The 25,856-nt window shown below is 69.4% G+C and carries 21 protein-coding genes; 9 read left to right on the plus strand and 12 right to left on the minus strand.

Features of this window, described 5'->3' with window-relative positions:
• The first annotated feature begins 285 nt into the window (after positions 1 to 285).
• From ABD798_RS00165 to ABD798_RS00180, 4 genes are read left to right on the plus strand one after another with little or no spacing between them, the layout of a single operon-like run.
• On the plus strand, positions 286 to 1,614 hold the full coding sequence (locus ABD798_RS00165; RefSeq protein ID WP_344870325.1) for an ABC transporter substrate-binding protein: 1,329 nt from the start codon (positions 286 to 288) through the stop codon (positions 1,612 to 1,614).
• Complete coding sequence (locus tag ABD798_RS00170) at positions 1,592 to 2,473, plus strand: carbohydrate ABC transporter permease (RefSeq protein WP_344870326.1); 882 nt, start codon at positions 1,592 to 1,594, stop codon at positions 2,471 to 2,473. Before ABD798_RS00165 ends, ABD798_RS00170 begins: the two co-directional genes overlap by 23 nt.
• The gene (locus ABD798_RS00175; protein ID WP_344870327.1) at positions 2,470 to 3,339 is read left to right on the plus strand and encodes a carbohydrate ABC transporter permease; all 870 of its coding nucleotides are present in this window, start codon (positions 2,470 to 2,472) and stop codon (positions 3,337 to 3,339) included. The genes ABD798_RS00170 and ABD798_RS00175 overlap by 4 nt, the downstream gene beginning before the upstream one ends.
• A gap of 4 nt (positions 3,340 to 3,343) precedes the next feature.
• Entirely contained in the window at positions 3,344 to 4,894 is a 1,551-nt protein-coding gene (locus tag ABD798_RS00180; RefSeq protein WP_425549147.1) for a glycoside hydrolase family 13 protein, read from the plus strand.
• Here ABD798_RS00180 and ABD798_RS00185 read toward each other — a convergent pair.
• The 5 genes from ABD798_RS00185 to ABD798_RS00205 form a co-directional block, all read right to left on the minus strand.
• Positions 4,850 to 5,920: a serine hydrolase domain-containing protein gene (locus ABD798_RS00185; RefSeq protein WP_344870329.1), complete on the minus strand. Its 1,071-nt coding sequence runs from the start codon at positions 5,918 to 5,920 to the stop codon at positions 4,850 to 4,852. The genes ABD798_RS00180 and ABD798_RS00185 overlap by 45 nt on opposite strands.
• On the minus strand, positions 5,917 to 6,546 hold the full coding sequence (locus ABD798_RS00190; RefSeq protein WP_344870330.1) for a winged helix-turn-helix transcriptional regulator: 630 nt from the start codon (positions 6,544 to 6,546) through the stop codon (positions 5,917 to 5,919). The genes ABD798_RS00185 and ABD798_RS00190 overlap by 4 nt, the downstream gene beginning before the upstream one ends.
• A gap of 13 nt (positions 6,547 to 6,559) precedes the next feature.
• A complete protein-coding gene (locus ABD798_RS00195; protein ID WP_344870331.1) occupies positions 6,560 to 7,120 on the minus strand; it encodes a phosphatase PAP2 family protein in 561 nt (186 codons plus the stop codon).
• A 131-nt stretch (positions 7,121 to 7,251) separates the two neighbouring features.
• Positions 7,252 to 8,418 carry a pyridoxal phosphate-dependent aminotransferase gene (locus ABD798_RS00200; RefSeq protein ID WP_344870332.1) on the minus strand — a complete coding sequence of 389 codons (1,167 nt, stop codon included), beginning with the start codon at positions 8,416 to 8,418 and terminating at the stop codon, positions 7,252 to 7,254.
• Positions 8,415 to 9,827, minus strand: coding sequence for a sodium:solute symporter family protein (locus ABD798_RS00205; RefSeq protein WP_344870333.1), 1,413 nt, complete (start codon positions 9,825 to 9,827; stop codon positions 8,415 to 8,417). The genes ABD798_RS00200 and ABD798_RS00205 overlap by 4 nt, the downstream gene beginning before the upstream one ends.
• A gap of 385 nt (positions 9,828 to 10,212) precedes the next feature.
• Between ABD798_RS00205 and ABD798_RS00210 the strand changes: the two genes are divergently transcribed.
• Together ABD798_RS00210 and ABD798_RS00215 are read left to right on the plus strand one after the other, a co-directional pair.
• Positions 10,213 to 11,637, plus strand: a complete 1,425-nt coding sequence (locus ABD798_RS00210) for a PucR family transcriptional regulator ligand-binding domain-containing protein (RefSeq protein ID WP_344870334.1) — start codon at positions 10,213 to 10,215, stop codon at positions 11,635 to 11,637.
• An 89-nt stretch (positions 11,638 to 11,726) separates the two neighbouring features.
• A complete protein-coding gene (locus ABD798_RS00215; protein WP_344870335.1) occupies positions 11,727 to 13,646 on the plus strand; it encodes an AAA family ATPase in 1,920 nt (639 codons plus the stop codon).
• Here ABD798_RS00215 and ABD798_RS00220 read toward each other — a convergent pair.
• Together ABD798_RS00220 and ABD798_RS00225 are read right to left on the minus strand one after the other, a co-directional pair.
• Positions 13,643 to 14,755: an HNH endonuclease signature motif containing protein gene (locus tag ABD798_RS00220; protein ID WP_344870336.1), complete on the minus strand. Its 1,113-nt coding sequence runs from the start codon at positions 14,753 to 14,755 to the stop codon at positions 13,643 to 13,645. The two genes, ABD798_RS00215 and ABD798_RS00220, sit on opposite strands and share 4 nt — an antisense overlap.
• A gap of 333 nt (positions 14,756 to 15,088) precedes the next feature.
• Positions 15,089 to 18,082, minus strand: a complete 2,994-nt coding sequence (locus ABD798_RS00225) for an AfsR/SARP family transcriptional regulator (RefSeq protein WP_344870337.1) — start codon at positions 18,080 to 18,082, stop codon at positions 15,089 to 15,091.
• A 109-nt stretch (positions 18,083 to 18,191) separates the two neighbouring features.
• On the opposite strand from ABD798_RS00225, the gene ABD798_RS00230 reads away from it, so the two are divergent.
• Positions 18,192 to 19,058, plus strand: a complete 867-nt coding sequence (locus ABD798_RS00230) for an NAD(P)-dependent oxidoreductase (RefSeq protein ID WP_344870338.1) — start codon at positions 18,192 to 18,194, stop codon at positions 19,056 to 19,058.
• A gap of 19 nt (positions 19,059 to 19,077) precedes the next feature.
• Here the strand turns inward: ABD798_RS00230 and ABD798_RS00235 are convergent, their stop codons facing one another.
• The 4 genes from ABD798_RS00235 to ABD798_RS00250 form a co-directional block, all read right to left on the minus strand.
• Positions 19,078 to 19,350: a hypothetical protein gene (locus ABD798_RS00235; protein ID WP_344870339.1), complete on the minus strand. Its 273-nt coding sequence runs from the start codon at positions 19,348 to 19,350 to the stop codon at positions 19,078 to 19,080.
• A gap of 67 nt (positions 19,351 to 19,417) precedes the next feature.
• The gene (locus ABD798_RS00240; RefSeq protein ID WP_344870340.1) at positions 19,418 to 20,038 is read right to left on the minus strand and encodes a YigZ family protein; all 621 of its coding nucleotides are present in this window, start codon (positions 20,036 to 20,038) and stop codon (positions 19,418 to 19,420) included.
• Positions 20,039 to 20,050: 12 nt separating this feature from the next.
• On the minus strand, positions 20,051 to 21,625 hold the full coding sequence (locus ABD798_RS00245) for a hypothetical protein (RefSeq protein WP_344870341.1): 1,575 nt from the start codon (positions 21,623 to 21,625) through the stop codon (positions 20,051 to 20,053).
• Positions 21,626 to 21,742: 117 nt separating this feature from the next.
• Complete coding sequence (locus ABD798_RS00250; protein WP_344870342.1) at positions 21,743 to 23,290, minus strand: diguanylate cyclase domain-containing protein; 1,548 nt, start codon at positions 23,288 to 23,290, stop codon at positions 21,743 to 21,745.
• Between the two features lie 169 nt (positions 23,291 to 23,459).
• Here ABD798_RS00250 and ABD798_RS00255 point away from each other — a divergent pair, with 169 nt between their 5' ends.
• Together ABD798_RS00255 and ABD798_RS00260 are read left to right on the plus strand one after the other, a co-directional pair.
• Complete coding sequence (locus ABD798_RS00255) at positions 23,460 to 23,759, plus strand: hypothetical protein (RefSeq protein ID WP_344870343.1); 300 nt, start codon at positions 23,460 to 23,462, stop codon at positions 23,757 to 23,759.
• 77 nt (positions 23,760 to 23,836) lie between these two features.
• A complete protein-coding gene (locus tag ABD798_RS00260; protein WP_344870344.1) occupies positions 23,837 to 25,105 on the plus strand; it encodes a pyridoxal phosphate-dependent aminotransferase in 1,269 nt (422 codons plus the stop codon).
• A gap of 19 nt (positions 25,106 to 25,124) precedes the next feature.
• Here the strand turns inward: ABD798_RS00260 and ABD798_RS00265 are convergent, their stop codons facing one another.
• The gene (locus ABD798_RS00265) at positions 25,125 to 25,772 is read right to left on the minus strand and encodes a GOLPH3/VPS74 family protein (protein WP_344870345.1); all 648 of its coding nucleotides are present in this window, start codon (positions 25,770 to 25,772) and stop codon (positions 25,125 to 25,127) included.
• Between the last annotated feature and the right edge of the window lie 84 nt (positions 25,773 to 25,856).

A 25,856-nucleotide genomic window follows, 5' to 3' on the forward strand; every position in this document is an offset into this window, starting at 1 on the left:
GCCCGCGCCCGCGCCGCTCCCGCACCCGCTCCCGTGCCCGCGCGCCCGCGCCGCGCTCGTTTGCCCCGGGGGTCGGCTGGTCAGGGGTGGGGTCGAACGGACTGAATGAGTCATTCAGCACGCTCAAGTACCTGAATGAGTCATTCAGGGCGAAAGCGGAGTGGGGCTGTGCGGATATTGCGGTGAGATGTCGAGATCTTGCGCTGATGTGTGCGGGAACCTATGGTGGGCGAGCCACAGCTTGGACCGCGCCGCCACAGCACCGACGCTGAGGAGGGCTCCCCCATGGCCAGAGGTTGGCGCGTCACGCTCGGCCTGTTGTGCTGCCTGAGCGCTGTCGCCTGCGGTGCGACGGCGCCCGCGCAAGGCGGCAAGGTCGTGATCACGGTGAACGGGCAGGCGCCGCAGACGCAGGCGTTCGAGCGGCGGATCTTCGACGAGGACGTGGCCGCGTTCGAGGCGGCCCACCCGGACATCGACATCCAGCCCCGCGAGGGGTTCATGGACCCGAAGGTGTTCTCCGCGAAGCTCGCGAGCGGTCAGCTGGAGGACGTCTTCTACGTCTACTTCACCGACCCGGCGCAGATCATCGCGCGCCGCCAGGCCAAGGACATCACCGACCAGCTCACAGACCTCCCGGAGATCCAGCCGGGACTGCTGGAGGTGTTCAAGGACGGCAAGGGGCGCGCGTACGGCGTGCCGACGGCGAACTACTCGATGGGCCTGCTGTACAACCGCGCGCTCTTCACGAAGGCGGGGCTCGACCCGGACCGCCCGCCGACGACGTGGGAGCAGGTGCGCGAAGCGGCGAAGAAGATCAGTGCGCTGGGCAACGGCACGGTCGGGTTCGCGGACCTGAGCAAGAACAACCAGGGCGGCTGGCACCTGACGAGCTGGTTGTACTCGGTCGGCGGGCAGGTGGCGCGCAAGGACGGCGACGGCTGGAAGGCCGACTTCAACAACGAGAAGGGCCGCGAGGTGCTGCGCCACCTCAGGGAGATGCGCTGGACCGACAACAGCATGGGCGACAAGCAGTTGCTGGAGGTCGGTGACGTGCAGCGGATGATGGGCGCGGGCCAGCTCGGCATGTACCTCGCGGCGCCGGACAACATTCCCACGCTGGTCAACCAGTTCAGCGGGTCCTACACGGACTACGGGATGGCGCCGATGCCGGGCGGCGGGGGCACGCTCATCGGCGGCGAGGGTTACATGATCAACCCGAAGGCCAGCCCGGAGAAGGTCAAGGCGGGGCTGGTGTGGTTGCGCTGGAAGTACCTCAACCCGGACCGCATCGAGAGCAACCTCAAGCGCTACGTGGACCTCAAGCAGCCGGTGGGCCTGCCGGTCTCGCCGTTCTCCGACCTCTACGCCGGAGCGGTGCGCGAGAAGCAGGAGACGCTGAAAGCCAAGTACGCCACCGTTCCCGTGCGCAACTACAAGTCCTTTGTGGACGCCAACGTGAAGGGCAGCATCGAGCCGCCGAACGCGCAGCGGGTCTACGCGGCGCTGGACGGGCTGATGCAGGCCGTGCTGACCGATCGCGGAGCGGACCTGGACCGGCTCCTCGCCGAGGCGGAGACGAAGGTCAACAGTGCTCTCGCCCAGGCTGGGTGAGGCGGCGCGGCGGAACCTGACGGCGTACGGGCTGCTCTCCGCCGCACTGCTGTGCTTCGCGCTGTTCTCGTGGTGGCCGATCATTCGCGGCGTGCTGCTGAGCTTCCAGCAGGTGGACTTCGTCAACGAGCCGACGTGGGTGGGCTTCGCGAACTTCGAGCGCCTGTTCGCAGACCCGCTGTTCGGCATCGCGTGGCGGAACACGCTGCTGTTCACCGCACTGGCGCTGCTGCTGGGGTTCGTCGTCCCGTTCATCACCGCCGTGGTGCTCAACGAGATGCGGCACGCACGCGCCTACTTCAGGCTGCTGGTGTACCTGCCGGTGATGTTGCCGCCGGTGGTGACCTCGTTGCTGTGGAAGTGGTTCTACAACCCAGGACCCGGCCTGTTCAACGACGGACTGCGAGCGGTCGGAGTGCCGCCGCTGCACTGGTTGGACTCCGGCGACACGGCGATGATCTCGCTGGTGATCGTCTCGACGTGGGCGAACATGGGCAGCGCCACGCTGATCTACCTCGCCGCGTTGCAAACGATCCCGGGCGAGCTGTACGAGGCGGCGGAGCTCGACGGCGCGAGCCTGTGGAAACGCCTGTGGCACGTCACGGTGCCGCAGACGAAGTTCGTGCTGGTCGTGCTGATGCTGATGCAGGTCATCGCCACGATGCAGGTCTTCACCGAGCCCTACGTGATGACGGGCGGCGGACCTGAGGACTCCACGCTCACGGTGCTGCTCCTGCTGTACCGGTATGCGTTTGTGTACAACGACTTCGGCACGGCGAGCGCGATGAGCCTGCTGCTGTTCGTCGTGCTCGGCGTCTTCTCGGCCACCTACGTCCGCCTGACGAAGGGGAGAGCATGAGAACGCTCGTGTCTCCGGCGAGGTTGCGCAGCCCCAAGGGAAAGGCTGCATACTGGACCGTTTTCTCCTTGGTGCTGCTGGTTTTCACGGCCGCGTTCCTGTTCCCGCTCTTCTGGGCGGTGACCGGCGCGATGAAGTCAGCTCCCGAGCTGGCGCGGGTGCCGTCGCCGATCGTGCCGGAGATCTGGCACCCGGAGAGCTACGCGCAGGCGTGGCAGGAGATGGACCTCGCGCGCTACTTCCTCAACACGGTGGTCGTCGCGGGCGGCGCGTGGTTCTTCCAGTTGGCCGTCGACGTGCCAGCCGCCTACGCGTTGTCGAAGCTGCGGCCGGTCCTGGGCAACGCGATCATGGGCCTGATGCTGGCGACCTTGATGTTGCCGGCCTCCGCGCTGCTCGTGCCCACGTATCTGACCATTGTGGACGTTCCGCTCATCCACGCGAACCTGATCAACTCACCGGCCGCGATCTGGTTGCCAGCAGCGGCGAACGCGTTCAACATCTACCTGCTCAAGCGGTTCTTCGACCAGATCCCCGGAGAGCTGATCGAGGCCGCGACGCTCGACGGAGCCGGGCCCGTGCGCGTCCTCACGCGCATCGTGCTGCCGATGTCGAGACCGGTCCTCGCGGTGGTCTCGATCTTCGCGATCGTGGCCGCCTGGAAGGACTTCATCTGGCCGCTGCTGGTGTTCCCGGACCCCGGGGCGCAGACGCTCAGCGTCGCGCTGCAACGGGTGGAGCCGGACATGCCGCTGAACCTGCTGCTGGCCGGGCTCGTGCTGGCCAGCCTGCCCATGGTGGCGATCTTCCTGGTCTTCCAGCGACAGATCCTCGCCGGTCTGACCGCCGGAAGCATCAAGGGATAGGGGAGTGACTGTGACCGACACGTGGTGGCGCGGAGCGGCCATCTACCAGGTGTACCCGCGCAGCTTCGCGGACGGGAACGGGGACGGGATCGGTGATCTGGCCGGAGTTCGTGCGCGGCTTCCGTACCTGGCGGAACTGGGTATCGATGCGATCTGGTTCAGCCCGTGGTACCCGTCGCCGATGGCCGACGGCGGCTACGACGTGGCCGACTACCGCGACATCGACCCCGCCTTCGGCACGCTCGCCGATGCCGAGGCACTGATCGCCGAGGCGCACGCGCTCGGCATCCGGATCATCATCGACATCGTGCCCAACCACTGCTCCGACCAGCACCCCTGGTTCGCCGAGGCACTGCGTTCCCCCTCAGCGCGCAAGCGGTTCTGGTTCCGCGAAGGACGCGGTGACCTGCCGCCGAACGACTGGCAGTCGCGCTTCGGCGGTCCCGCGTGGACTCGCGTTCCAGATGGGCAGTGGTATCTGCACCTCTACGCCTCGGAGCAGCCGGACCTGAACTGGACCGAGCCGGAGGTGCACGAGGAGTTCGAGGACGTCCTGCGCTTCTGGTTCGACCGGGGCGTCGACGGCTTCCGGATTGACGTCGCGGACGGCCTGGTCAAGGACCCGGAGCTGCCGGACGTCGGCGGAGCCACCGAACGGCTGCCGTACTCCGACGTGGACGGCGTGCACGAGATCTACCGCGCGTGGCGCAAGATCGCCGACTCCTACCCGGACAAGCGGATCTTCGTCGGTGAGATGTGGTTGCCAGACCCGGAACGCTTCGCGCTCTACCTGCGTTCCGACGAGCTGCACTCGGGGTTCAACTTCGACTTCCTGGCCTGCCCGTGGGAGCCGGAACGCCTGCGCGCGGTGATTCAGTCCACTATGGACGCTCATGCTCCCGTTGGTGCGCCTGCGACCTGGGTGCTGTCCAACCACGACGTGACCCGGCACGTGACGCGCTACGGCCGTTCTGGCGACACGGGTTTCGACTTCGCTGATCGCAGGCACGGCACTCCCGTCGATCGCGAACTCGGTACCCGTCGGGCTCGTGCGGCGGCACTGCTGACGATGGCGCTACCCGGCGGAGTCTATGTGTACCAAGGAGAAGAACTCGGCTTGTGGGAGATCGAGGACCTGCCCGACGAGCTTCGCCAGGACCCGGTTTTCGCGCGCACCAAGGGTGCTGATCCTGGAAGGGACGGCTGCCGGATTCCGATCCCGTGGTCGGCGCCGTTCGGGAAGAGCTGGTTGCCGGTGCCTGCGGAGTGGGCGGACTACACCGTTGAGGAACAGGAAGCGCGGCCGGACTCGATGCTCCACCTCTATCGGAAAGCCTTGGCGTTGCGCCCGGGTGACGGGGGGATGGAGTGGATCGACCTCGGCTCGGACGTGCTCGCGTTCCGCCGGGAGGACGGCTTCTGCTGCGTCATCAACCTCGGGAGCACGCCGATTCCCTTGCCGGTTCATGAAAATGTGTTGCTCGCGAGCGGGCCGATCGAGGGCGCGGAGCTAGCCCCGGACACCGCTGTCTGGCTCCGGGAGGCAACCGCGTAGCGCCTCGACCAGCGGGCCCGTGCACTCGTCGGCGAAGCCGCGCACGGGCATGTGGTTGGTGATGAACGCGAACGACAGCTCGGCGGCCGGATCGGCGAAAGCCAGCGAGCCGCCGAGCCCGTCGTGCCCGAACGTGCCGTCACCAACCTGGAAACCCAGGCCATAAGCGTTGTCCTGCAACAGGATCAGATCGTGCCCGGACGCGTGCGGGCGCGCGATCACATCGAGCGTCGACGGAGAGAGCCGCTCCAGGAACGCCGCGTACAGCCCCGCGAGGCCCTTCGCCGAAGCGACCCCGCCGACGGACAACACCTCGCCCGCGCGAAGCCTGCGCTCATTGCCGACCCGCGCGCCGAAATCCACGCTGTACGCGCGCCGTGTCAACGTGTCGGGAGTCAGCAACGCGCGCACGATCGGGCTCTTGGGGTCGAAGCCGATGGGGGTGAACAGGGGAACCAAGCGCGGTTCGACCGACTCCGGCAGGCCGAACCACACGTCCAGCTCGGGGAATTCCGTCGCGAGCCGGGAGCCGACGGTGGTGCCGGTGATCCTCCGGAACAGCTCGCCGACGAGCGTGCCGAAGGTCAGCGCGTGGTAGCCGTGCGCGGTTCCGGGCTCCCACAACGGTTCCTGAGCCGCGAGCCGCTTCGCGAGGCCGTCGTGCTCGATCACGTCGTCCACTCCGAAGCCACCGTCCACTGAGGACAGTCCGGCCTGGTGGGAGAGCAGAAGGCGCACGGTGACGCCGGACTTGCCGCCCTCGGCGAACTCCGGCCAGTACTCCGCGACGGGCGCGTCCGGGTCGAGCCTGCCGTCCTCGATCAGCGCGGCGAGCGCGAGCGCGGCGACCCCCTTGGAGGAGGACCAGATCAGCTGCACGCTGTCCGAGCGGTAGTCCGGGCCGCCGTGCAGGTGCGCGACGAGCGTGCCGCGGTGGTGGGCGGCCAGCGCTCCGCTCCACCCGGGCCGTGCTCGGAGCAGGTCGTCGAAGGCCTCGCGCAGCGGCTGGAAACCCGGGGCGATCACGATTCGCCGCCCAGCCCGAGCACCAGGGCGCAGCGCCGCGCGGCCTGGGGATCTCCGGTGATCGTCAGCCTGCCCTCGGACTGGGCGGCGCGCGTGGAGTAGTCGCCCGATCCCAAGCGCACGAAGGTCTTCGAGTCGGTTGTCATGATCATCGCGGGCTGATCGGCGGGTCCGCGCCCGACGTTCGCCGAGCCGTCGGAGACGCGCAGGTGGAACACCTCGTCGTCGACGTGGAACTCATAGCTCTCCTCAAGCCCCGGCACGCGCGCCGCGTTGGCCATGGAGCGCAGACCGCCCAGGCCCCAGTGCGCGCGGCAGGCCGTGCCCGACTCGGGCTCCTCCAGCTCGGCGAGCCCCCACCGCGTCAGCGAGCCCACGGCGGCGCCGAGCCCCCTGCCGCGCTCGGTCAGCCGGTAGAGCTGGTCGTCCTTGGCCACGATCCCCAAGTGCGACAACGACTTCAGCCGCTCAGCCAGCAGGTTGGTGCCGATGCCGGGCAGGTCGGCGAGCAGCTCGCCGTAGCGGCGGGGGCCGATGAGCAGCTCCCGCACGACCAACAGCGTCCACCGCTCGCCGACCACGTCCAGGGCGGCGGCGAGTCCGCAGTACTGCCGGTAGCTCCGCACGCGCAGAGCTTACTTAGGCGATCCCGACGAAGAGCGCGCCACCGACGAGACCGAGCAGCGTTCCCCCGATGACCTGGGGCAGGTCGTGGTCGTTGACCCGCACCCGAGACCAGCCGACGAGCAGCACCAGCAGCCACAACCAGTGCCACGCGAGCCCGTAGAGCACCGCCGTGACCAGCGCCGCGGCCGAGGCGACCGCCGCGTGGATGCTGATCTTCCACTTGAACCCGAAGGTCACGCCCACCGTCACGGCCAGTAAAACCAGCTCGGCCACGCCGAGTGCCTGCATGCTCGACGGCGCGTCGAAGACGGCCATCAGCACCGTCACCGCGATCACCGAGCTCCCGCAGATGATCAGCGGCGTCCTGCGGCCCTCGCGGTTGCGCACGTGGTGGCCCTCCCAGCGCCCGCGCAGCGCTCCACCCATGATCAGCACCCACGGGATGAAGCTGGAGAACACCGCCAGCGCCGCCGCCCACCACAGCGCTTCCGCCTGTCGTTCCTGGGTGGCCGCGCCGACCACGAACGGCATCGCGATCAGCACGGTGTAGGGGGAAAGCACTTCGGTGGCCACTTTGGCAAGCCACCGACCGGGGCCCTCGGTCCGGGAAACACTGGTACCAGTCACGCCGACCCCCGTCTCTACGATGATCTTTTTCCGTAGTACCAGGGGGAAACCGCTCGCGCGGCGCGACATGATGATCTTTACCCAAGCGTGCCCAAGCGCTCGATCGCCGCGCGCAGCGTCTCCTCGCGCTTCGGGAAGGCGAAGCGGACCAGGTCACCGCCCTTGGCGGGCTCGGCGTAGAAGGAGGAGCCGGGCACCGTCGCCACGCCGATCTCGGTGATCAACTTTCGGGCGAACGCCACATCGTCCTTCGCCGGGTCGAACTTCCCGGTGCCGCACAGCACGTAGTACGCCCCGTCGGGCACGCGCAACTCGAAACCGATGTCGGCCAGCGCCGGGCAGAGCAGGTCGCGCAGCCGCCGGTAGTGCTCGGCCAGCTCGGTGTAGTAGCCGCGCGGCAGCTGCATCGCGGTCACCCCGGCCGCCTGCAACGGCGTCGGCGCGCCCACGGTGAGGAAGTCGTGCACGGTCCGGATCGCCTTGGTGGCCCACGCGGGCGCGATCGTCCAGCCGACCCGCCAGCCGGTGACCGCGTAGGTCTTGGACAGGCTGTTGATCGTGACCGTGCGGTCCTCCAGCCCCGGCACGGTCGCGGGCGGGATGTGGCCGCCCTCGCCGAGGAAGTGGATGTGCTCGTAGATCTCGTCGGTGAAGCACAGCACGTCGTGGCGCTGGCACAGCTCGGCGATCAGCGCCAGCTCTTCGGCGGAGAAGACCTTGCCGGTGGGGTTGTGCGGGGTGTTGACCACGATCGCCCTCGTGCGGTCGGTGAACGCGGCGCGCAGCTCGGCCTCGTCGATCGTCCACTCAGGACGGTGCAACGGCACGAACACCGGCTTGGCGCCCGCGAAGATCGCGTCCGGCCCGTAGTTCTCGTAGCGCGGCTCGAACATGATCACTTCGTCGCCCGGTTCGAGCAGGGCGAGCATGGTCGCCACCATCGCCTCGGTGGCTCCGCAGGTCACGCACAGCTCGGTCTCCGCGTCGACCTTCCAGCCCGGGTAGGCCGCCTCGGTCTTGACCGCGATCGCCTCGCGCAGCGCGGCTTCGCCGAAGGTCGTCGGGTACTGGTTGAGGTCGGCGTTCACCGCGTCGGCCACCGCGCGCTTGAGCTCCGGCGGGCACGGGAAGTCCGGCAGCCCCTGCGAGAGGTTCACCGCGCCGTGCGCGTCCGCCTCCCGCGTCATCTCCCTGATCACCGACTCGGTGAACGAGGCGACCTTGCTGCTGATGCGGGGGATCATCGGGGTTCTCCTGTCAGGCGGGCCTGCCACTGCGCGAGCTTCTCGGCGTCGGTCGGCGGGCTGGCCAGGCTCACCGCCACGTAGGTCACCAGGCTGAGCGGCAGACCCCACAGGATCGGTTCGTTGGCCAGCATGCCGTGGGTGAACATCAGCACCACCACCGTGATCCCGCCGACCACGATCGACGCGAGCGCGCCCTGCCGGGTGCCGCGCCGCCAGATGAGCCCGCCGAGGATCGGCACCAGCAGACCGCCGACGAGCAGGTTGTAGGCCACGGTCAGCGCGCCGACGACGTCCTGGAGCATCGAGGCGATCGCGATCCCCGCTATGCCGAGTACCAGCGTGAAGATCCGCGCCGTGCGGACCTCGTCCTGGCTCTGCGATCGGCGCAGTCGTGGCCAGATGTCGTTGCTGGCAACGGTCGCGCACGCGATCAGCGCTCCGCTCGCCGTGGACATGACGGCCGCGAGGGCTGCCGCGAGCACGAGGCCGCGCATGCCCGTCGGCAGGGCTTCGGTGACGATCGTCGCGAACGCGTCGTCCGGCGAAGCGAGGTTCGGGAACAGCGCCTTCGTCGCCATGCCCACCACCGCGCCCGCGAAGGCGTAGATCAGGCAGTACAGCCCCGAGAACGTGCCGCCGACCCGCGCAACCTTGTCGTCGCGGGCGGTGAACACGCGCTGCCAGATGTCCTGGCCGATGAGCAGGCCGAAGAAGTAGACAAGGACGTAGGTCAGGATCGTCTCGGCGCCGATGTGCCACAACGAGAAGTAGTCCGCGGGCAGCGCGCTCGCCAGCCCGTCGAAGCCGCCCGCCTTCGCCACCGCGATCGGCAGCAGCACGAACAGGATGCCGACCGTCTTCACCACGAACTGCACCATGTCCGTGAGCGTGATCGACCACATCCCGCCGAGCACCGAGTACAGCACCACGATGCCGCCGCCGAGGACCACCGAGGACACCCGGCCCATGCCGAAGAGCACCCCGAAGATCGTCGAGCACGCGATCGTCGAGGTCACCATGAGCATGAGCGCGTAGATCCACATGACGACCCCGGAGATCGTCGCCGCGCCGCCGCCGTAGCGCAGGTGCAGCATCTCCGAGACCGTGTACACCCTCAGTCGGGTGATCCGCCGCGCGAACAGCAGGCTCAGCCCGAGCACTCCCAGGCCGATCGTCAGCACCAACCAGGCGCCGGAGATCCCGTACAGGTAGCCGAGCCGCACCCCGCCCACCGTGGACGCGCCGCCCAGCACCACCGCCGACATCGTCCCCGAGTACATCGGGCCGCCGAGCCTGCGCCCCGCCACCAGGAACTCGCTCTTCGTGCCCGCGCGCCTGGCCGCCCACCAGCCCACCCCGACCATCGCGAGCAGGTAGGCCACCATCACCAGGGAGTCGATCGGCATGCTGCCTCCAGTGCCCGCCGGGGCCGTTGCCTTCGGGATGCGCCGACCGTAGGCAACCACCCGTCCTCCGCGAAGTGGACACTTCGCACAACCGTGGCCCGCATCTAGGATGTTTCGTACACCGGGGTTGTACCCAATGTGGCATTTGTTTCGCGAGACGTACCCAACGCCACATTGGGTCGGCAAGAACCGACGCCTCGGGGTTTGTCGTCGGAGGAGGTCGACGTCGGTGGTGGTGGTCGGTCCTCTGCATGGTGGCGGCCGAGGTTGGGGTGTCTTCAAGACCCACGAACCCCGCTTTCGATCATCGTCAACCGCGTCCTACTTCGAGGGGGGCTGAGGGTTTGCCGCTGTTGGATACCTCGGGGAGGGGGGTTGGGTGGTCTTGAAGACTGGGGAACCCACCGGGGCGGCGGGGGAGATGCCGACGGTGGCGCTCGGCGATCTGGTGGGGCGCGCGGATCTCGGGCTGTCGGTGCTGGTGGGGCCGATCGAGGGGCGGCGGGTGCGCTGGGTGCACGTCAGCGAGCTGCGCGATCCGGGGCGCTACCTCGTCGGCAACGAGCTGCTCTTCACGGCGGGCGTGGATTTCCCTTCCACGGCACAGGAAATCGACGTCTACGTGCGGCGGTTGGCTGAGGCGGGCGCGGCGGCGCTGGGCTTCGGGGTGACGCCGGTGCACGACACGGTGCCACCGTTGCTGATCTCCGCGTGCGAGCGCCACGGGTTGCCGTTGCTGCTGGTGTCCATCGACGTGACGTTCCTGCGCATCGGCCAGGAGGTGTCGCTGATGCTCGCGGAGGTGGAGCGCGAGGGCGTGCGGAAGCTGTCCACGGCCCAAGCCGCGCTGACCACAGCGGCGGCGAGCGAAGGGCCGACGGCGGTGGTGCGCCGCCTCGCGCGTCTCCTCAAGGGCTGGGCGGTGCTGTTCGATCCGTTGGGGCGCCGCGTCGCGAGCGGCGGGGATGCGCCGTCGGATGACGAACTTCGCCTGGCGGATCGCGTTCGCGCGCCGAAGGGGCCGTTGGCGGCGACGGCTCACCACGGCTCGCGCCAGCTCGTCGCGCACGCGCTGCGCGGAGCCGGGTCCGGGCCGCGATCCGTTCTGGTGGCAGGAGATTCCTTCCAAGCGGCCGACCGCGCGGTGCTCAGCGTGGGTGTCGCGCTGCTCTCGCTGCTGATCGCTTCCAACCGGTCGTCGCCGGAGCTCACCGCTGGTCTGCTCGGCTTGGCGGTCGACGGCGTGGATTCGGCTTCGCTGCTGGAAAAAGTCCTGGACGCGCCGACGGGCACGCAGTGGCGGGTCGTTCGCGCGCGTCGTCTGCACAAGTCCGCGACGGCGTTCGACACACCGCTGCTCGCTCCCGCTGACGCGGGCGGGATCCTTGTTGTGCTGCCGGAAGATCGGCCGTTCGAGCCGAAGGGCTGGCTCGTCGGCGCGAGCGGCCCGGTTCCACTGGGAGAACTGCGTTCCGCTGCTGTGCGGGCCGAGCGGCTGCTCGCCGAAGCGGTGGTCGAATGCCGCTCGCGGATCGACGATTCCACTGTGGACTCGCTCGTGTCCTCTGTGGACGCGCGGTCGTTCGCGGTGCGGAGTCTGTCGCCCGTGGTGGAGGCCGGGCTGCGTGACACGCTGCACGCGTGGCTCGCGCACCACGGCGGCTGGGACGCGGCCGCTGACGCGCTGGGCGTGCACCGCAACACCGTCCGGCACCGCGTCACCCGAATCGGGGAGCTGCTCGGCCGGGATCTCGCGGACCCCGACACGCGGGCTGAGCTGTGGTTGGCGCTGCGCTGGCTGCCCGACTAGCACCTTGGCATTCGCCCAAGGTGGCTGCTGCACGTTGCGGACCGTGAAATGATCATCTTCGACCGCGTCGGAGTGGGGAGAGTGTCGAGATGTCCGGAACACCGCTTCCCGCCGCCTGGGGGTTGCCACCCCGGCAACCAGGCTTCGTGAACCGCGAGGCCGAGCGCGCCTGGTTCCGGTCTCACCTGCAGGCTCCGCGCGAGGACGCGCCGTTCGTCGCGCTGGTGTCTGGCCCGCAGGGCTGCGGCAAGACCGCGCTGCTCGTGGAGTGCGCCACCGAGGCCGACGTCGATGCCGTGCTGTTCGCGGACTTCGACGACTACCGCCACGACGAGGTGGTCGACTACGGGAGCGTCCTCGGTGATCTCCTCGTCCAGCTCGGGATCGGGCGGGAGTGGGTGGCGCCGAGCTTGCCCGCCCGCAGGGACCAGTACCGCAAGGGCGGTGCGCACCAGCGCGTCCTGTTGGTGCTGGACAACGTCAAGCTGCACGACGACATCTCCTCGCTCATCCCCGGTTCGGCGCGGAGCGCGGTGCTCGTCGCGAGCCACTGGCAGCTCGACCACGTGCTCAGCCGAGGCGCGGAGAGCTTGTCGCTCACCGCGTTGAGCCCCGAGCACGCGCTGCGGCTGCTGGCCTGGTTCTGCCCGCAGGAGCGGCTGGACAGCGAACCCGACGCCGTCGCCGAGCTGATCGCGAGGTGCGGGCGCCTCCCGTTGCTGTTGCGCACCATGGGTGCCAGGCTGCGCAAGCATCCCGCGCACGAGATCGCCCGCCTCGTGCGCGCGCTCGACGGGGGGAAGCTCTTCGTGGATCTCTTCGATGTGCCTTACTCCCAGCTCAGCGGCGAGGCGCGGCGCCTGTACGAACTGCTCCCGCTGCACCCCGGCTCCGCGTGGACCGAGGACTCCGCCCAAGCTCTCCTCGGCGCGTCCGCCGCCGACCCGCTCGACGAGCAGGTCGAGGCGAGCCTCGTCATCGAGGATCACACCGGCCGCTACCGGTTCCTGGGCCCCGTGCGCGAACACGCTTCCCGCGTCAGCGCCAACCTCAGCCAGGCCGACCGCGACGCCGCGACGCACCGCCTCGCCCGGTTCTTCGCCAGCCGTGCCCAGTTCGCCGACCGCGCGGGCAAGGACCGCCTCCGGCTCACCGAGGTCACCGGGACCAATCCCTTCCGGAGTGCCGTTGCCGGGCTGGACTGGCTGGAGTCCGAGCGCACCACGCTGGTCGGCATCGCCGCCGTCGCGTTGCGGCACGGCTGGTTCGAGCCGGTGGTGGCCATCGCCGAGTCGATGTTCGCGCTGCACATGAACCGGCCGCACCAGGTGGTGTGGGAGGAGCTGGACGCGCTCGGCCTTGAGGCGGCACGGCGTCGGGGCGACAGGGAAGCAGAGGCAAGGATGCTCAGTCAGCGTGCGCGGTTCGACCTGGACCACGGTGATCACGACGCCGCCCTCGCGCGCATCGAGGAGGCCCGCGCGCTGGCGGAGACTTCGACCAACGAGCGCCTCCAGGGTTCGGTGTGGGAGCTGACCGGCCGGGTCCTGTTCGAGCGCGGCGAGTACGAGGCGTCGCAGCACGCGTACGAGCGCTTCCTCGACATCGCCAAGGGCATCGGCCCCGCTCCCCAGGCCATCGCCACCCACTACCTGGGCCGCCTGGCCGCTCTCGACGGTCGCACCGAGGAGGCGTCCCACCTCCTGCGCGCCGCGCTCCCGCTGGCCCGCCAGGGCGAAGGTGATCCCAGGACCGAGGCCCGCGTCATGGAGTCACTGTCCGAAGTGGACGGTGACCCGCGCCCGTGGCTCCTCAAGGCCGTGGAGATCTACCGCTCGCGCGGCATGCTCAAGTACGAGGCCGGTGTCCTCGTCCGCTTGATCGCCCTCGCCGAGTCCCGTGGTGACACCGCTTCGGTTCGCGCCCACTTGGAGCGCCTGCTTGAGGTGTACGAGGCGTCGAAGCACCCCGACGTCGCTTCCCTCCGCTCCCGCCTGGACGAGTCCTAGAACGGCGCCGGTTCGGCGATGGGTTCCGGGTGCACGTCTTCGGTCTTGCCGTTGGGTGTGGTCCAGGTGTGTGTCCCGTCGGGTTGGTTCTCGCATTTCCAGTTGGAGTGGGTCTTCATCCGGTGATGCCTGCGGCACTTCGGCCGCAGGTTGTTGAGTGTGGTGTTGGTTCCGTCGAACGGGCAGCAGTGGTCGAGGTCGCAGCGGTGTGCGGGTTGGTTGCATCCGATGGCCATGCAGGTCGGGTACCGGGCGGCGATGAGTTCCCGTTGTTTCGGGGACGGCCGGTAGACATGGCTGATCTCTTCAGCCATCCCGGTCATGGGGTCGGTGAGGATGCGTTTCCAGATGCCGCCTGCGGCGATGTCCCGGCCGATGCGGGCGGGGATGGGGCCGTAGCCGCCGAGGATGGCGGGGTCGTTGGTCATGCCGAAGGCTGAGGTGATCGGCATGGTCAGGTAGACCATCGTCTGGCCTTGCGGTGCGGGGGTGTCATGGCCCAGCAACAGATCGCGGGCGACGTCGGAGCGCTTCTGGTCCAGGGTCCGGTCATCCTTCGGCAGGGAACGGGCGATGCGGTTCACGTGGTCGTACACCATCGCCGCGTCATGGGCGGTCATCATCAACCGGATCAGAGCCATGCCGTCGTCGAGGTTGATCTTCTCCACCATCCGCTGCTTGCGCTTCTCCGTGAACCGACGCTCAGCGGCCTTCGGATCAAGTCGGTGGATGAACCGGACCGCGTACTGACGGGTGGTGGAGTAGGAGTTCTTCTCCGCATGCGCCAACAGAGCTTCCTCAGCGACCGCAGCGTGCGCGACCGAGAGAACCCGGAGCAGGTCGATGATCATGAGCGCTTTGCCCTCATCGACTCGGCCTTCGACCATCGCCTTCAACACTCCTGGGCGGGAGGTGAGGTCGGTGGCACGGTCGATCAACCAACCCGCTTTCACCCGTGATACGCGCAGTTCACGCATCAACAGCTCTTCAGAGAATTCCCGATCACGAGGTTCAAGATCGGATACATAGTTGAGCAGGGTCACCGAAAACTCAGCTACGGCTTTACCCATGCCCGTGAAGGCCGCCTTAAGGACGGCGTCAGGGTCCATACTCCTATTCTACGTGAATAAAATAGACGATCATGGCCCTAAAGGATGAATTGCCAGGCGTCGACAACGCCAAAAAGCCCCACGCTGGAACGTAAGTCGCACAACAAAACTGGGTCGGCTTTACCTGGGGTGCGCGTGCCATACGCTTCCCAGCGGGGCCGGGATCCATCCCGTGCCCGCCCGGCCTACCACGGCACGCGCAAGGGGCCCCAGGTCAAGCCGACCCCCACGCTGGAACCGACGCGGGCTGGAAGCCCAGCCGTCCCCGACCCGGAAGCCCAGCCGTCCCCGACCAGGAAATCCAGCAGGAACCCCAGCCGTCCCCGACAAAGCCTAAAACCCCAAAACCGCCAAAGAATCCGCCCCCCAAGAAAACTCCCGCACATCCCCGACAGCCACAAGAACCCGATCAACATCCCCCCGTTCCGCCACCGGCAACGGCATCCCCACTGACCTCCGAGCAGCATCGGCCGCCCCCAACAACACCCGCGCCCGCTCAACCTCCCCGGCCAGAGCCGCTACCCCGGCCAGCCCTTCCAAAGCCAAAGCGACAGCCCGAGGATCTCCAGTCTCCCGAGCCAACCCCAACCCCTCCTCGTGATACCGCCGCGCCGAAAGAACATCCCCGCGCTGCTCCGCGACGAACCCCAGCTCGGCGAAAACCAACGCGCTCGGATGCCATTCCAGCAAATACCGAAGGTGCCCCTCGGCCTCCTCGAACTTCCCCTCGCGCCGTGCCCCCAGCGCCAAGCCGGTGATCGCGTACATCTCCGCAGGCGGGAAGTTCTGCTCGACGCCCAGTCGGCGCGCGCGTTCGTGGAACTCCCGCGCGCGGTCGAAGTCCTTGGTGAGCAACGCGATCCGGCCGAGCCAGGACAGTTGGTAGGAGGCTTCGGGCCACAGGCACAGCTCCTCGGCCCTGCGCAGGGCCTCGCGGTGCAGGGCGGCGGCGCGGTCGTAGTCGCCGGCGATCTCGGCGAGGGCGCCGAGGGTGAACGACGCCTGGAGCTGGCCCCAGCGGTCGCCGAGCGCGGCGAACATGGTGGCGCTGCGGTTGGCCAGCTCCTTGGCTTCGGCGAAGTCGCCCTTGTGCATGACCTGGCTGACCCGGTCGCTGGTGGCGGCGGCGATGCCCCACGGGTCGGCGGAGTCCTCGAAGCGCTTGAGCGCCAACAGGGTCAGCTGTTCACCGGTCTGCATGTCGCCGACGGTGGACACGCAGTAGCCGAGGAACCACAGCGCCCGCGTGTCTTCCAGGTCCTCCGCCACGTCGAAGACGTCCGTGCGCTGTCCTTGCAACACAGCGATGCCGGTCAGCCATGCGCGCGCGGTGGCCGATTCGTCGGCGACCAAGAGCAGCGATCTGCTGGCTTCGCCGAGTCGTCCTCGGAGGAACCAGTACCACGCCAGCGCGGTGACCAGGCGTTGCGCGAGACCTGGATCGGCAGCCTCCAAGGCCGCGCGCAGGTTCGGAGTCTCCGCGTCGAGCCGTTCGAGCCACAGCCGCTGAGAGCCCCCGTGCAGCAGCGGTGCGGCGCGCTCGGCGAGGTCCACGTAGAAGCGGGCGTGGCGCAGCCGTAGCTCTTCGAGCTCGCCAGCCTCGTGGACGCGCTCCAAGCTGTACGCCGCAACGGATTCGAGCAACCGGTAGCGGGGCTCGCCGTTGCGGATCTCCGCGACCACCAGGGAGCGGTCCACCAAGCCGGACAGCAGCTCCAGCACGTCAGCTCCGCCAGACACGGCCTCGGCCGCCTCCAGCGAGCAGCTCTCGGCGTGGATGGCCAAGCGCCGCAACAGGGTCCGCTCGGGATCGCTGAGCAGCTCCCAACTCCAGTCGATCATCGCGCGCAGCGTGCGCTGCCGGGCGGGCGCGTCCCTCGGGCCCCCGGCGAGCAGGCGGAACCGGTCGCCGAGCCGGTTGAGCAGCTGGTGCACGCCCAACAGCCGGACCTTGCTCGCGGCCAGCTCCAACGCCAGCGGGATGCCGTCGAGCCTGCGGCAGATCTCAGCGACCACCGGCGCCGTGTCCTCGTCGACGGTGATGCCCGCGCGGGTCTCGAAGAGCCGGATCGCGCTGAACTCCCTCGCGGACAGGACATCGCTGGAACGGCCGGGCACCTCCAGCGGCGGGACGGGCCACAGCGCCTCGCCGGTCAGGCCGAGCGGCTCCTGGCTGGTCGCGAGCACGCGAACACCCGGAGCGCCGCGCAGCACCCGCGAGAGGACCGTGGCGATCTCCTCCACCAAGTGCTCGCAGTTGTCGGCGACGAGCAGCATTTCCTTGTGCCGCAAAGCCTCGGCCAGCCACTCCGAGAGGTCGGGGCGCGGCCCGGGTTCCTCGCGCACGCCGAGCGTTGCCGCGATCGCGGCGATCACCCACTCGGCGCCCTGCTGCTTCGTACCGGCGAACTCCAGCAGCCACACGCCGTCGGCGAAGCTGAGCCGGCGCGCGACCTCCACCGCGAGGCGCGTCTTGCCGACCCCGCCAGGCCCGGTGAGCGTCACCAACCGCGACTCGCCGAGCCGGGACCGCACCGCGCGCACGGCGCCGTCCCGACCGATCAGCTCGCCGACCGCCGCGGGCAGGTTGCCCTTCGGCGGAGCCGGGTCCAGGGCCTGCTCCAACACGGCTTGGTGCAGCGCGGTCAGCTCCGGACCCGGATCGAGCCCCAACTCCTCGGCGAGCTGGTCGCGCACCTCCGCGTAGCTCGCCAGCGCCTCGCTCTGCCTGCCGGCGCGGTAGAGCGCGCGGATGTGCAGCGACCGCAACCGTTCCCGGAGCGGATACCGCGCGAGCAGCTCACTCAGCTCGCCGATGACCGCGCCGTGCTCGCCGAGCGCCAGTCGCGCGTCGGCCCAGTCCTCCTGCGCCGCAAGGCGTTCTTCCTCCAGTCGCAGGACGAGGGACTGCGCGAACGGCTCGTCGGCGAAGTCGGCCAGTGCCGGACCGCGCCAGAGCGCCAGCGCCGACGCGAACAACTCCGCGCGCTCCCGCGAATCCCCAGATGCCCTGGAACGCGCCGTCAGCGACCGGAACTCCGCGACGTCGGTGGACTCGGGCCGGACGCGATAGCCCGCCGCCTCGCGCTCCACGACATCGCGGCCGAGCGCTCTGCGGAGCTGGGAAACCTTGGTCTGCAACGTGTTCATCGGGTTGCCGGGCTGCTTCTCACCCCACAGGTCCTCGGCGAGGCGGTCCGCCGAGACCACCTGACCCTCCGCGGCGAGCAGGGCGGCCAGCAACGCGCGCACCTTCGGCTCGGGCACCCGCACGGGGTGTCCGTCGGAGGTCCACGCGGCCAGCGGCCCCAGCAGTCCGAATCGCACGTCACGAAAGTAGCCCGAGCCACCGACAGAGTTCCGTGCGTGGTTCGTGCGCGGCCCCGTGCAGAGTCGGACTCGACCTCGACAACACACTCTGAACAGGCAGGACAACATGAGCAAGATCGGCGTGACCCTGATCGGACTCGGACCGATGGGCCAGGCGATGGTCCGCAAGCTGCTCGCCGCCGAGCACGCCGTGACCGTCTGGAACCGCACCGCGAGCCGGGCCGACGCGCTCGTCGACGAGGGCGCGCTCCGGGCGGAGGACGTGGGCGCGGCGCTCGCAGCCAACACCGCGATCATCCTGAGCCTCACCGACTACCAGGCCATGTACGACATCCTCGGCACGGCGACGGACGCGCTCTCCGGAAAGGTCGTGATCAACCTCAGCTCCGACACGCCCGCCAAGACCCGCGAGGCCGCGACCTGGCTCGCCGGGCACGGCGCCGAGCTGGTGACCGGCGGCGTGATGGTCCCGTCCGTGCTCGTCGGCGAGGAGGGCGCCTACGTCTTCTACAGCGGCTCCCGCACCACCTTCGACCGGGTGCAGCCGATGCTGAAGGTCATCGGCAGGCCGGACTACGTCGGCGAGGACCCCGCGCTCGCGCAGCTGTACTACCAGGCGCAGCTGGACATCTTCCTCACCTCGCTGTCCGGGTTCCTGCACGCGACCGCGCTGCTCAACTCGGCGGGGGTGTCCGCGGCGAGCTTCCAGCCCTACGCGGAGGACAACTTCGCCAGCATGTCGATGTACCTGGGGGACGCGGTCAAGCAGATCGACTCGGGCGAGCACCCCGGCGACCAGGCCAGCGTGGTCATGATGGGAGCGACCGCCGACCACATCGTCGGAGCCAGCGAGGAGGCCGGGATCGAGACCGGCCTGCCGCGCGCGGTGAAGGCGCACTACGACCGCGCGATCGAGTCCGGTCACGGCGCGGACAGCTGGACCAGCCTGATCGAGCGCATCAAGAAGCCGTGACCTAGTCCACTGTGGACGGTCAGCTGCGGTCGTGGTTCGCCGTGGCCAGCCGTAACAACGCCACCAGCGCTCCTGGTCCCGCGACCAGGAGCGCTGTGGTGAGCAGGCCGCGGTCGGTGTCGTCGTCGCGCTGGCGCACACCGGCCTCGGTGAACTCGAAGAAGGTGTAGGCGATCGCGGTCACCGAGACGCCGACGACCAGCAGCAGGAGCGTCCGGCGGACCTGGGGATTGGGCACGGGGGCCAGTGCGATGAGCACCCAGAGCAACGTGAACAGGAACAGGCCGGACATACGCGCCTCCCTCGTACGCCACCGCTGTCTCCAAGATGGCACAGCGAAGGGGGTGCGTCAGCCGGTCTCATCCATTCGTCAGATCCACTTCGACATGGCCTGAACCGTCCACTGTGTACTCAGCCTGCCCTGCGGTCAGCTCCGCGAGCCACGCGCCGAACTCCGCCAGCGCCCGCTCCTCGACGCTGATCCGGAACCGCACGTCGGTGCCGTGCTCGACATCGCAGAGCCGGAAACGCGAGTTCCGCAGCTCGTTCTCCAGCTTGCCCGCCCGCAGGTAGTCCACGACCGTCGAGACCAGCAGCACCGGCCGCCGCTCGACCACGCCGAGCACGTCGACCGCCTCGGCGACCACCCCGCCGTAAGCCCTGATCAGCCCGCCAGCGCCCAGTTTGACCCCGCCGTAGTAGCGGCTGACCACGGCAACGACACCGGTCAGCTCGCGCCTGCGCAGCACCTCCAGCATCGGAACGCCCGCCGTGCCAGCGGGTTCGCCGTCGTCGCTGGAGCGCTGCGCGTCGTCCAGCACGTAGGCCGAGCAGTGGTGCCCGGCGCCGACGTGCAGCTTGCGGCGGGAGCGGATGACCTCGCGCGCCTCGTCCTCGTCGGCGACCCTGGCGAGCGCGCACAGGAACCGCGACTTCTTGATCTCCAGCTCGTGCTCGCCGGACTGCTTGAGGGTGCGCATCGGAATCCGACGCTACCAGGGCTCCACCGCGATCTCGGCGTTCCCGGCGCGCACCACCAGGCCCCGCTTCAGCTCCTCCGCCACCCGGCCGTTCGCCAGCCAGGCGTGCACGGCTGACGGCACCAGCTCGACCGGTCCGCCCGAAGCCGTCAGCCGGAGCCGCCGCCCGTCGCGCAGCCACACCACGCACGACCGGGGATCGGTGATCACGCCCGCGGTCTGGCACACAGGCCTTGCCGCCAGCCACCTCTCGGCGTCAGCGCCGTCCGGGAGCAGCAGCACGCCGGCTCCTTGGAGACTTCGTGATCCCGCGTCCGGCGTCGCGGCGATGTGGCGCTGTGGCAAGTCGGAGACCGGATCGTTGAGAAAGCGTTCCAGCTCAACGACGTTGTCGTCCGAGCACCGCGACGCCACGAAGTACGAGGACGGCCGCGCGCCGTCGATCACCGGTGGGGCGAGCGGGGGCAGCTCGGCCGGTCCGGTCGGCTCCACGTCCAACAGACGGCACATGAGGTCGCGGAGCCTGCTCGCCGCCACGCCGCTCTGGTCGAACGTGCGCCGCGCGATCCCTTCCCAGGCAACGAGATCCGCCAGCTGGGCGCGCAGCGGCCGACCGTCCAGCCGAGGTGCCAGCTCGCCCAGCTCGGCCATCGGCGTGCCCGCGGCGATCTCTTCGTCGGCGAAGGCGCCGAGCAGGACAGGAACACCCATCGCGGTCGCGTAGAGCCCCAGCGAGCCGTGGTCGCCGATCACCACGTCGGCGGCGATCACGGCGGCCTGCCAGGCCTCGTGCGGCGGCAGGAGCGCGGCCGTCGGCGCCCACTTCCCGAGCTGACGTCCGCTGTGGAAGTCCCAGATGTTGGGGTGCAGAGCCATGATCACCAGGTACTCGTCGACGGGCAGTTCCCTGTCGAGCCGGTCCAGCAGCTCCGTCAACGGCCTGCCCAGCAACGACTTCTTGCCCCAGGTCGAGCTGACCAGAACGATCTGTCGCCCGCCCGCTCCGAGGGATTCGCGGTAGCGCCACCGCGCCCAGACGCTCTCGCGCATCCGGTCGTGGCACGGATCGCCGACGACCACCGCGCGGTCCAGCGCCTCCGGGCAGGTGCGCGCCAACGTGTCGAGCTGGTCCTCATGGGTCAGCGCGATCGCGCTCGGCGTGACTTTTCCTTTGTGCAGCAACTGTTCCCGTGCGAGGCCGGAGAGGGCTCCCGAGGCCAGCACCTTGTTGTGCCCGGCTCCGTGCGGGATGAGCAGCAGCGGCGCGCGCAGGAGGTGCAGCGGCCCGTTCGCGCTCGCCGAGACGGCGAGGCTGTAGCGCGTCCTGATGGCTTGCTTCCACGGAACGACTTTCGCCTGTGCTTGGCGCAGCAGGCTCTCGGCGTTGTCGGCGAACTTGGAGCCCGGCACGATCGTGTAGTGCGCCTGCACGCGGTGGTGCTGTTCGATCAGCGGCAGCACTTCGAGCAGGCGCGCCGCCGAAGTGACCGTGCGGGCTACCGCGAGCACCGTCCTGTCATAGCCGAAAGTGGCCTGCGGCGGGGTTCCGGTCGTTCTCGCGCCAGCCACCGCACCCCCGTCACCCACCAGCCCGCATCGTAGATCGTCGCGACGCCCGGCCTGGACCCGACACCGCTGGCATTTGCCTATATATCCACGTTTGTGGGGACAGGTGAAGACTGGAAGGCGCCTGTTTCTCGGCCGCTAGGCGGAGTGCAGGGCGAGGGTGCCCTTGCCGCGGCGTTTCGCGGTGTACATGGCCGAGTCCGCGCGGGCGAGCAGCTCATCGGCGGTGAGCCCGGACTCGCCGGGGCCCAGCTCGGCGAGCCCGATGCTGGCGCGCACCACGTGCTCGCGCCCGTCCACCTGGTACGGCCGCTGCATGCCCTCCAGGACCGCGTTGCCGACCTCTTCTGGGCTCTTCCCGTTCTGGTGCAACAGGATGCCGAACTCGTCGCCGCCGAGCCGGGCCACCAGGTCGGTGCTGGGCAGCAGTTCGCGCAGCCGCGCGGAGATCTCCCGCAGCAGCGCGTCGCCGGTCGCGTGCCCGTACTGGTCGTTGACCTTCTTGAAGTCGTCGAAGTCGATGAACAGCACCAGCAGCGGCGGCCCGGTCGCGGAGTTGCCGTCCACCGCGCGGCGCAGGGTCTCCTGGAACAGCGCGCGGTTGGCCAGGCCGGTCAGGGAGTCGTGGTAGGCCTGGTACTCCAGCTCGCGCTGGCTCGCCCGCAGCCGCCCCAGCAGCCACAGATTGTCGGCGATCGCGATCAGCTGCCTGCCGACGACCGCACCGACGAGCCAGAACCCGAGGTAGATCTCCACCGGCTCGACCTGGGTGGTCTCGGTGATGCGGAAGGCCAGGAACAGCGCGGCGATCGGCAGCGGCACGTACGGGACGGCCAGGTGCAGCCAGTGGTCGGAGCGCCTGCGCTTGCGCGGCAGCGGACGCCCCGGCGGCGCGACGGCGGTGAGCAGGAACAACGCGTTGCCGGTCATGTACCCGATGTCGATCACCGGCGGGATGTGCCTGATGCCGCTGAGCACCAGGCTCGTGGTGATCGTCGCGGAGGTGGCGTGCGCGAGGAATCCGAGCACCAGCAGGCCGAGCGCGGGCTGTCGCAGCAGGCCGCGCGGCCCGGACACCAGCACCGCGATCACCGCGACGAGCACGTAGGAGGTCGGGTGCAGCAGTTGCAGCACCAGGTTTCCCGCCTCGTTCACCGCCGCCGAGCGGTTGGTCAGCTTCAGCATCAGCCCGGCGTGCCCGACCAGCAGCACCGAGCTGGCGATGATCACCACGTCCAGCACCAGCACCGCGCGCATCCGCTTCGGCCTGGTCACCGGGTGCTGCTCCTCGCCGACGCCGAGGTCGATCAGGCTGATCACCGTGATCAGGGCGAAGACCGGGACCATGAAGTAGGCGACGTTGCCGAGGGTGCTCGCGGGCAGCGGGAGGCCGCTGATCAGCTTCGTCCAGATCCACACGCCGAGGCCGAGCCCCATGCAGCAGGCCGTCGCCGCCATCCACAGCCGCCAGCCGCGGTCGGCACCGCTCCTGCGGCGCGCGCCCACCAGCAGTATCAGCACCGTGACCAGGCTGAACAGGACCTGCAGGGTCTTGTCGGCCAGCACGGAGCCGGGGTTGCCGAGCGCTTCGGTGGTGACCATGACCGAGGCCGCCACGAGGACCAGGGACACCACGACGGCCACCGCGCGGAAGGACCGCCACTGCGCCCCCGCGTTTGCTGACATCGTCGTTGACCTGCCAATACGCCGGGTGCAGATCACCCTATGACGCTCGGATGACGGTGTCGACGACTGACACCTGGCCGAACGGTCAGATTTTTCGATGCTCGCGGAACCGCCGACGTGAGCGCGGAGTCTGTTCCCCGGTCAGATCCCGTGAAGAGAAGAGTCTCCAGTGCTCAGGTTCGGTTTCGCCCTCACCCTGCTCGGCTTCGGCTCGATGGCGCTGTCCCAGTACAGCGACCGGCAGTTCGCCATCCTCATGTGGGCCGAGCCCATGCAGCCCGCGCTCGGCATCGGCGTCGGCGTGCTCGGCCTCGTGCTGCTGGTGCTCGGCTTCGCGCAGAAGAGCCGCAAGCCCGCCGCTCCGGCCCAGCCGTCGTTGCGGGACTACTCGCCCCAGCAGCACCAGGGCCAGCCGTACCCGCAGCAGCCCCAGGGGCAGCCGTACCCGCAGAACCAGCAGCGTCCCTGACGGTCCATCCGCGCTCCATCCTGATTCCATCGGCGTTCGGCACCCTCCAGCACCAACCAGAGCCCTGGAGGTCCGCCATGATCACCGAATCCACCCTGCGAGCGCTCCTCGACGGCGACGCCGCCCCGTGCGCGATGCCGGACGTCCTGCTGCTGCGCGAGTACTTGCAGCGCGGTCTGCCCTACGGCGATCCGATCTGTCTGAGTTTCGGAGAGACCTGGGACAGAGTTCCGCCCGCGCTCGCCGCGAGGCTCGCGGAGACACCCGTCGGCTCGCACGGCTACCAGCTGTCGCTGTACGGCCTGCCCCGGCTGCGCGCCGCGCTGCGCGAGCACATCGCGGCGGGCAACGGGCTGACCGGGGGCGACTGGGAGGTCGCGGTCTCCTGGGGTGGCACCCGCCAGTCGATGTTCGACTTCGGCCGCATGGTCAAGGACAGGACCACCTCCAGCAGGCCCGTCGTGCTCGCCGCAGGGCCGAGCTGGGACTACTCGGGGGTGTTCAGCCCGCTCGGCTTCACCGTGCGCTACCTCCCGCTGCGCCCCGAGCACGGTTTCCAGCCGCAGCGCGAGGACCTGGCCGCCGCCGTCGCCAAGGTGCTCGCGACGCCCGGTGAGCACCTGGCCATGGTGATCATCAACGCGCAGCACAACCCGACCGCCGTGAACTGGTCGGAGCAGTTCGTCTCCGCGATGGTGGACACGGCCGTCGAGCACGACGCGGCGATCCTCGTCGACGACGCGTACTTCGGCGTGTGCGACGCGGGCGTCACCGCCACCTCCGCCCTGCGCGCCGTGATCGAGCGCGCGCCGCTGGTGCCGTGGCTCGGCGTGCGCTCGATGGGCAAGCAGTTCGGCTGCAACGGCTGGGCGATCGGGTCGATGGTGGCCGCGCCCGCCGTGCTCTCCGAGCTGGTCAACCGCTACCGGCTGCACCACGGCCTGATGCACGCAGGCCCCGCGCAGCACGCCATGGCGGAGTGGCTGGAGTCCTCCGACAGCGCGGACTTCCTGACGCGGCAGAGCTTCGAGCTCGCCGACACCCGCCAGGCCACCGTGCAGGCGTGCGTGGAACAGCTCGGCCACCCCCGGAGCGCCGTCCACGCGGGGGAGTGCACGCCGTACGTGCTGATCGAGGTGCCGCCCGCCTACGAGCCCGAGCAGTACCGCGCCGACTGCTTCGAGCGCACGGGCGTCCTGGTCGCTCCGGTGTGGCCGTGGCCCTACCCCGGGCCGGAGTCCGGCGCGACGCCGCTTCCCTACCTCCGCCTCTACATCGCCGCCGGGGAGAAGGACGTCCTCGAAGCCACGCGCCGCATGGCCGAAGCGGGCCTGACCTACCGCTAGCCCGGCTCAGGACTCGAGCTCAGTCGCCGTCGCCGCCCGCCGACCCCGCGCTCTGCGCCTGCAAGGCCTTGCGCAGGGCGGCGGGCACGGGGCCGACGCGCGCGCTCAGCTCGGCGAGGCGCTTGCGGTAGCTCCGCCGGTCCGCGCGGCTGACCACCGTGCGCAGGTTCGCGGCGGCGGCCAGGCTCACCACGGCCGCGTCGCGCAGGTCGACCTCCTCGACCGGCCACGCGCCGCGCAACGCCTCCGACGCCAGGCTCTCCACGTGCGTGGCCGCGCCGGGGTCGAGCAGCGTGATCCTGGTGGTGGGGATGAGCCCGAGCACCCTGCGCCGCTCGACGCGGATGTGCCCCGACGCGACGAGGGCTTCGCGCACCGCCACCACCGTGCTCTTCGGGCGGTAGCCGATCCAGTGCTGCCACGACCGGGGCTTCGCCGAGCCGCTGACCAGCGCCAGCACCTGGTCCAGCACGGGATCTCCGCTCGGCGTCGCCGCGACCGCGCGCGCCTTGCCCCCGGTGTCGGCGAGCCGTCCGCCGAGGTGCAGTTCGGCCAGCGCCGCCGCGCGCAGCAGGGGCGCCAGCGCCGCGCCCACGGTCAGCCGGCCGCGCTCCTGGTCGAAGGAGAGCAGGAACAGGCGGGCCGGGAGCGAGTTGAGCGGGTGCACACCGTCGATGGTGACACCGCAACGGCTGGCTTTCCGCGCTGCTCAGCGTGTTCCCAGCAAACTCTCAGCCTGGACCGTGATGCT

The sequence above is a fragment of the Allokutzneria multivorans genome (assembly GCF_039537405.1).
Taxonomy (GTDB): Bacteria; Actinomycetota; Actinomycetes; order Mycobacteriales; family Pseudonocardiaceae; genus Allokutzneria; species Allokutzneria multivorans.

What these genes read in the sequence shown, in the direction of transcription:
- ABD798_RS00240 (WP_344870340.1), bottom strand. Translation starts at nt 20,038, where the DNA reads ATGCGCACCCTCAAGCAGTCCGGCGAGCACGAGCTGGAGATCAAGAAG.
- ABD798_RS00235 (WP_344870339.1), bottom strand. Translation starts at nt 19,350, where the DNA reads ATGTCCGGCCTGTTCCTGTTCACGTTGCTCTGGGTGCTCATCGCACTG.
- ABD798_RS00230 (WP_344870338.1), top strand. Translation starts at nt 18,192, where the DNA reads ATGAGCAAGATCGGCGTGACCCTGATCGGACTCGGACCGATGGGCCAG.
- ABD798_RS00250 (WP_344870342.1), bottom strand. Translation starts at nt 23,290, where the DNA reads ATGTCAGCAAACGCGGGGGCGCAGTGGCGGTCCTTCCGCGCGGTGGCC.
- ABD798_RS00205 (WP_344870333.1), bottom strand. Translation starts at nt 9,827, where the DNA reads ATGCCGATCGACTCCCTGGTGATGGTGGCCTACCTGCTCGCGATGGTC.
- ABD798_RS00220 (WP_344870336.1), bottom strand. Translation starts at nt 14,755, where the DNA reads ATGGACCCTGACGCCGTCCTTAAGGCGGCCTTCACGGGCATGGGTAAA.
- ABD798_RS00175 (WP_344870327.1), top strand. Translation starts at nt 2,470, where the DNA reads ATGAGAACGCTCGTGTCTCCGGCGAGGTTGCGCAGCCCCAAGGGAAAG.
- ABD798_RS00165 (WP_344870325.1), top strand. Translation starts at nt 286, where the DNA reads ATGGCCAGAGGTTGGCGCGTCACGCTCGGCCTGTTGTGCTGCCTGAGC.
- ABD798_RS00260 (WP_344870344.1), top strand. Translation starts at nt 23,837, where the DNA reads ATGATCACCGAATCCACCCTGCGAGCGCTCCTCGACGGCGACGCCGCC.
- ABD798_RS00215 (WP_344870335.1), top strand. Translation starts at nt 11,727, where the DNA reads ATGTCCGGAACACCGCTTCCCGCCGCCTGGGGGTTGCCACCCCGGCAA.
- ABD798_RS00200 (WP_344870332.1), bottom strand. Translation starts at nt 8,418, where the DNA reads ATGATCCCCCGCATCAGCAGCAAGGTCGCCTCGTTCACCGAGTCGGTG.